Source organism: Nostoc sp. (genome assembly GCF_036916655.1).
GTDB lineage: Bacteria > Cyanobacteriota > Cyanobacteriia > Cyanobacteriales > Nostocaceae > Nostoc.
In genome coordinates this window covers 1-6,776 of the sequence record NZ_JBALFY010000005.1, presented here as the reverse complement: position 1 = coordinate 6,776, position 6,776 = coordinate 1, and the positions used below count along the sequence as shown (strand labels likewise).

The following is a 6,776-nucleotide window of genomic DNA, read 5'->3' as shown; positions in this document are numbered from 1 at the left end:
TTCTTTCATATAGGGAGTTGTGTATTTTATCTATATTAACTAGATCCAGCTTATCGTTATGTGTAATTTTTCACAACTCATTTAGGATTGCTATAGCAAGTTTTACCGCTCTAGGAATTAACTTTTAGTCACAATATTCAGTTAGACAGATTGTTTAACCCTAGATGAAACACTGGAACTTCGGATATTTTTGGCATTGCTATCTACCCTAAGCTAAATAAGCACTAGGGTAAATAGCAGTAAAATGAAACAATTGAGGCAGCTTCTGTTTAAAACACAGTAATTTGATTAATCTTAGCTGGACTAAAAATTGCTAATTTTTGATTCTATTATTTATAAAATAAACAAATAATGTAGGTTACACTACTCTCTATAGGAAGGGATAAAACTGTCTTTAGTCAGAGAAAATAAGCGCTCATATACGCTTAGTATTAGTAATACATTGCGTCTGTTTATAAATTTAAAAATCAGTCTGTGTAAAGCTTTGAGAACCAATTTCAATATTTGTATAGAAACCAAACCAGGAGATATATTTAGTAATAGGTGAAAGAGGGTAAAGTTTTGACTGGTTTCGACTTTTAAAACATCTTCTAATAGGGGAGTTTAGGCAATTTAACGATAAAGCTTGTCCCCTTGCCCTGGGCACTTTCAACTTCAATCGTCCCCTGATGCGCTTCAATAATGCTCTTTGCTAAAAATAATCCTAATCCCCATCCTGTTTGATTCCCAGCAGAAATGGTTCGACGAAATTGTTGAAATAAGATTGATTGAGCTTCTGAAGAAATCGGATTACCTTCATTGTGGATAGTGAGGCTGATATGCGTTTCAATAAGTAAGCGTTAGCTTGATGACAGGAATTTGTCTCAATGCTATTTAATTTGTCACCGTACATGATTCTCAAAAAATTTAAGTACCTCTCGTTCAGGGTGTTAAATCTACTTCAAGCGATAGATGCTTACTCCTTACCTAATGCTTTTTGATAGATAAGATATTAACTGATCGCTAATCGATCATAGAGGATAGATTGATGACCACCACACCTCGCACGCCAACCGTACCGCGTACCGAAACTGGCATCTTTGTCCACCAACTGCGTCAACTCTTAGGATTGACCCAAGCCCAATTTGCCATGCGATTAAAAGTTGCTGTGCCAACAATCGCCCGGTGGGAGAATAACCGTACCCAACCTTCACCCCTGGCACTCATGCAGCTAAAAAATATGCTACATGAATTGAAAGATTCTCCAGTTAAGTTTCACCGAATTTGCGCTCCGATTTTGCTTGCAGAGTACTTTGATGAAGAGAATTAGTGCTGAGTAAAAATATTAGTCCCTAGTCCTATTGGTGAACTAATTGAAGAAGGCAGGAGGCAGAAGGTAGACGATAGGAAAAAGACGCATGACCCAGGATAGTTCAACGATAGAACAGCTTTTTGCAGGTGATGGTGAAATAGCAAGGTTGATTCGATCGCACGATTGGTCCGAGACACAGTTAGGCGCGGTAGAAACTTGGTCGGATAGCCTGAAGACGGCGGTGCAAATTCTCTTGACCGAACTCGACCAGCCCAAGCCACCCGAAGCAAGGCTGTTAAACTCTGGGTCGCCGGGAGCAGCGATCGGGCAAACAGCAGATGGGACGACTCAAGATATTACCGATCGCCAGCAGTCGGAGAGCCAATTGCGCGTTGAAGATATGCGCCGCGCCGCCGAAGCAGAACTTGCCGCGCTCAATCAATTGCGCCAGAGCGAAGGAAAATATCGCTCGCTGTTCACCTCAATTGACGAAGGCTTCTGCACGATTGAAGTATTGTTTGACGCAAACGAAAAACCGTTTGATTACCGTTTTCTGGAAGTGAATCCGGCGTTTGAACGGCAAACCGGACTCGAAAATGTCATCGGCAGAACAATGCGCGAGTTCGTGCCACAACATGAAGAATTTTGGTTTGAAATTTACGGATGCATCGCTCTAACGGGCGTTGCACAACGCTTTGAACACCGTGCCACCGCACTCGGCAGATTTTACGATGTCTATGCCTTTCGTATCGGCGACGCAGCGGCACGACAAGTTGCCATTTTGTTCAACGATATCAGCGCTCGCAAGCAGGCGGAAGTAGCCTTGCGCTCTTCAGAAGAACAACTCCGCTTATTCGTCACCGCAAGTTCAGACATTGTGTATAAAATGAGCGCGGATTGGAGCGAGATGCGTTACCTCAAAGGCAAAGATTTTCTTACCAGCACCGAAAATGCAAGCGGTACATGGCTGGAACAGTACATTCCTCTAGAGGATCAGCCGGAGGTGATGGTTGCTATTCAAGCCGCCATTCGTACCAAGAGTACGTTTGAGTTAGAACACCGAGTCATTCAGCTAGATGGGACGGTCGGCTGGACATTTTCGCGGGCGATCCCACTGCTGAATGCCCAAGATGAAATCGTGGAGTGGCTTGGTGCAGCGAGCGACATCACCGATCGCAAGCAGGCAGAAGCCCAATTGCGCCGTGGTGCCAAACTCGATGCCTTCCGGGTGACGCTCAACGACGCACTGCGATCCCTCAGTGACCCAGAGGAAATCAAATACCAGGCGGTCTGTGTGCTGGGGAAACATCTCGGCAGCGATCGCGCCTATTATTTTGAGATTGACGAGCCACATGCTGAGTTTGTCGTAGCCCGCGACTGGCATCAGCCGGGAACACCAAGCCATGCTCGCCGCTATCCGCTTGAGGGGTGGCCGATGCCGTGGCTTGTGGACGGGCAGCCCTGGGTAGTTCGTGATGTTGATACAGACCCCGCAATGCCAGATGACCAGCGAGCGTCTTACCGGGGAAACGACATCGGTGCGCTGATCGTTGTCCCCCTGATTAAGGGCATTCGCCTGGTGGCTAGCGTAGCCACCAATCAGCACACTCCCCGCGACTGGATTCCTGACGAGATTACCTTTGTAGAGGAAACGGCAGAGCGCACCTGGGCGGCAGTCGAACGCGCCCACGCCGAAGCTGCCTTGCGCGAGTCGGAGGAACAATACCGTACCCTCAACCAACAGCTAGAACAGCGAGTGCAAGAGCGCACCACTCAACTGGAAGCACTCAACCAGGAACTAGAAGCCTTTTCTGGTTCAGTTTCCCATGACTTAAAAACACCACTGAACTACATCACCATAACGGCAGAACGCCTTTGGCAAAAACTAGATTCAACCCAGTTAGATGCAACAAGTCGGCGGTATTTGAATATCATCGCGCAGTCGGCTCGACAAGCTGGGGCAATGGTGGATGACCTACTGGAGTTTTCTCGCATGGGACAGGCTCAAATGCGCCAGACGACGGTTGAGATGAACACACTGGTACAACAGGTGCAGCAACAGTTGCAACCAGAGATGACTGGACGAGTGATTCGTTGGCAGGTTGCAGCCCTGCCAACGGTGCAGGGTGATTTGGCAATGCTGCGGCTGGTTTGGCAAAACTTGCTTGCCAATGCGGTTAAATACACCCGCGATCGCCCTGAAACAATTATCACCGTTGGTAGTAGAAATTACGAACACGAAACAGTATTCTTTGTACAAGACAACGGTGCAGGATTTGATATGCAGTATCACGATCGCTTATTCCGCATTTTCCAGCGATTGCACTCTCAACAACAGTTTGCCGGAACGGGTGTGGGACTTGCGAACGTGCGGCGAATTATTCATCGGCATGGCGGACGCACCTGGGCAGAGGGCGCGCTCGATCGGGGAGCAACGTTCTACTTTTCGTTACCTAAACAGGAGAAACAAAAATGAAGCTGAGATTTCTCTTGCTAGAAGACAATCCACTCGATGCAGAGGTGATTGAGGTGACGCTGCTGGATGGGGGCGTTGACTGTGAACTGCGACGGGTGGAAACTCGCTCTGACTTCATCAGCGCATTAGAAACCGATGAGTTTGACCTGATTTTGGCAGACTATGCCTTGCCTACTTTTGATGGCATCTCAGCATTAAAAATTGCCCATAACTTGCGTCCCGATCTGCCCTTGATTTTCGTCTCTGCCAGCATGGGGGAAGAATTAGCGATCGAAGCCCTGAAACGGGGAGCCACCGATTATGTGTTGAAACAACGGATGGGGCGATTAGTGTTTTGTGTGCAACGAGCATTGCAAGAGGCACAAGAACGTCGCGAACGCCAACAGGCAGAAATTGCGTTGCACCAGAGCGAAACCCGCCTCCGCAGAGTAGCAGCAAACTTGCCAAATGGAGCAGTTTTCATCGTGGATCGCGAATTGCGCTATCTGCTAGCAGAGGGTGAAGCGCTGAATAATGCAGGCTTGATCTCTGAGGATCTGGTGGGCAAAACGCTATGGGAAGCCCTCGATCCCGATCTGGCAAGTTGCCATGAACCTTACTATCGTCAAGCGTTGGCTGGCGAACCTTTTACCTTAGAGCATCACAGTCACGATCGCGACTACATGACTCACGGTACGCCTTTATACAACGCGCAGGGGGAAGTAGAGGCAGCGCTATCAGTCTCTTACGACATTAGCGATGTCTACGACGAGCTTCGCTTACGCAAGCAAGCCGAAGCTAACCTGCGCGAAAGTGAATCTCGCCTCCGGTTGATGATTGAAAGTGCAAAAGAATATGCCATTTTGACCCTGGATCTTGATAATCGGTTCACAAGCTGGAATTCTGGTGCCCAGCGATTGTTAGGGTATTCCGAAGCCGAAATTTTCGGGCAAAGTGGTCGCATTATTTTCACCCCCGAAGATAATGTAAAAGGCAAATCTGAGCGAGAACTGCACCTTGCCCTGACAGAAGGACGAGCGGAAAATAAACGCTGGCACATTCGCAAAGATGGTAGTCGGTTTTGGGGCACGGGCTTTGTCATGCCCCTGCGGAATGGAGACAAGGTGACGCATGGATTCATCAAAATCATGCGGGACGAAACCGCACAACGACAAGCCGAGGAACGTTTTCAGGCACTCTATGACACCACCAGCGACCTCCTCGCCACCGAGCAACCTTTGACGCTGATGCATAACCTGTTCAGCAAGCTCTCTACCCAGCTAGACCTCGATTACTACTACAATTACATGGTGGAAGAAAAAGACGATCGCCCGATGCTGCACCTGCGAAACTATGAAGGAATTTCTGAAGCGACAGCGCAGGCGATCGAATGGCTTGAGTTTGGTGAATATCTCTGTGGGATAGTCGCACAAGAACAACAGCAAATCATTCTGAATCAAGACCAACTCTCCAATCATCCCTCGAAGCAACTATCTCACATACCTGGTATCACAGCTTACGCTGGACAACCCCTGATCGTGCAAGGGCGGTTGCTCGGTGGGCTTTCCTTTGCCAGCCGCCGCCGCACCGACTTCACCCCAGACGAAGCCAGCCTACTGCAATCGGTCTGTGACCAGATGGCGATCGCCCTGGAGCGCAACAACTTACTCAACTCCATTCAGCAACAGGCAGAGCAATTACAACGAGCAAACCAGATCAAAGACGAATTTTTAGCCGTGTTGTCGCACGAATTGCGCTCGCCCCTCAATCCGATTCTGGGTTGGGCAAAGCTGTTGCAAAAAGGCAATCTTAACCCAGAACGAACGACAACTGGCCTGGAAATTATCGAACGCAATGCTCAGTTACAAGCTCAACTGATTAATGACTTGCTCGACATCTCTCGGATTCTACAGGGCAAATTGAGTTTGAACCAGATGCCCGTTGATCTGGGTGCAGTCATCACAGCCGCTTTAGAAACGGTTCGCCTCGCAGCCGTTGCCAAGTCACTGCAAATTGAGACAACCTTCCCAGCGAATGCCAGAATCGTAATCGGTGATGCTGGACGATTACAACAGGTGGTCTGGAATCTGCTCTCCAACGCTGTGAAGTTTACGCCTCAAGGTGGGCAAATCACGGTTGCACTCGCTCACACAGACACTCATGCCCAAATTCAAGTCACTGATACAGGAATTGGCATCAATCCTGATTTCTTACCTTACGTCTTTGAACATTTTCGGCAAGAAGATGCAGCGACCACGCGCAAGTTTGGTGGATTGGGATTGGGACTGGCGATCGCGCGTCAAATTGTAGAAATGCACGGCGGAACAATTGCGACTGAGAGTCCGGGTGACGAGCAAGGTGCTACGTTTACAGTCAAAATTCCGCTTGCGTCTCCCTTCAGTGAACGACCCTCTACAGAATTATCCTCAGACTCAATCGGTGATTTGACTAACATCTTTATCTTAGTCGTGGATGATGATACAGATTCGCGGGAGTACGTCGCCTTTGTCTTAGAGCAAGCAGGGGCGATCGTTACCAGCGTTGCTTCTGGGATTGAAGCCTTGCAAGCAATAGAAAAATCCACTCCCAATCTCATCGTCAGCGACATCGGGATGCCAGACATGGATGGATATATGCTCCTACAACAAATTCGGGCACAGTTGCCAGCGAGTCAAGTTCCAGCCATTGCCCTGACTGCTTATGCCGGAGAGTTCGATCGCACTCAAGCATTACAGGCTGGATTTCAACAACACTTAGCTAAACCAATTGAGCCAGCAGAAATTGTCACAACGGTTGCCCGTTTGTGGAGGCGCAAGGAAAAATATCCATGAACTAGGATCTTCAACAGTAGAACAGCTTTTTGCAGGTGACAGCGAGTTGGTAAACCAACTTAAAAAATAAACCTTACCCACCAAAGCATTGCAGTACTAAACTTCATCTTATGACATCCGATCAACCCTCTGAGCAACCCGTATCTGAATCTACCGCGAATGAAGTGTTCGACGTAGAGCAACAAGACAATAAAGATGC

4 protein-coding genes are annotated in these 6,776 nt (G+C 48.2%); 3 read left to right on the top strand and 1 reads right to left on the bottom strand.

The features are described 5' to 3' along the window. Nucleotides 1-590 precede the first annotated feature (590 nt). Nucleotides 591-818: a sensor histidine kinase gene (locus tag V7L31_RS32510; protein WP_442944336.1), complete on the bottom strand. Its 228-nt coding sequence runs from the start codon at nucleotides 816-818 to the stop codon at nucleotides 591-593. A gap of 209 nt (nucleotides 819-1,027) precedes the next feature. Between V7L31_RS32510 and V7L31_RS01255 the strand changes: the two genes are divergently transcribed. The 3 genes from V7L31_RS01255 (at nucleotide 1,028) to V7L31_RS01245 (ending at nucleotide 6,577) form a co-directional block, all read left to right on the top strand. Continuing rightward, nucleotides 1,028-1,309: a helix-turn-helix domain-containing protein gene (locus tag V7L31_RS01255; protein WP_334694578.1), complete on the top strand. Its 282-nt coding sequence runs from the start codon at nucleotides 1,028-1,030 to the stop codon at nucleotides 1,307-1,309. An 88-nt stretch (nucleotides 1,310-1,397) separates the two neighbouring features. Next, nucleotides 1,398-3,767 (top strand): ATP-binding protein, encoded by a 2,370-nt coding sequence (locus V7L31_RS01250; RefSeq protein WP_334694577.1) that lies wholly within the window; start codon nucleotides 1,398-1,400, stop codon nucleotides 3,765-3,767. After that, nucleotides 3,764-6,577 carry a response regulator gene (locus tag V7L31_RS01245; protein WP_334694576.1) on the top strand — a complete coding sequence of 938 codons (2,814 nt, stop codon included), beginning with the start codon at nucleotides 3,764-3,766 and terminating at the stop codon, nucleotides 6,575-6,577. Before V7L31_RS01250 ends, V7L31_RS01245 begins: the two co-directional genes overlap by 4 nt. Nucleotides 6,578-6,776 lie beyond the last annotated feature (199 nt).

Excerpts from the sequence above, each read along its gene's own strand:
- V7L31_RS01250 (WP_334694577.1), top strand. The coding sequence starts at position 1,398 with ATGACCCAGGATAGTTCAACGATAGAACAGCTTTTTGCAGGTGATGGT.
- V7L31_RS01255 (WP_334694578.1), top strand. The coding sequence starts at position 1,028 with ATGACCACCACACCTCGCACGCCAACCGTACCGCGTACCGAAACTGGC.
- V7L31_RS01245 (WP_334694576.1), top strand. The coding sequence starts at position 3,764 with ATGAAGCTGAGATTTCTCTTGCTAGAAGACAATCCACTCGATGCAGAG.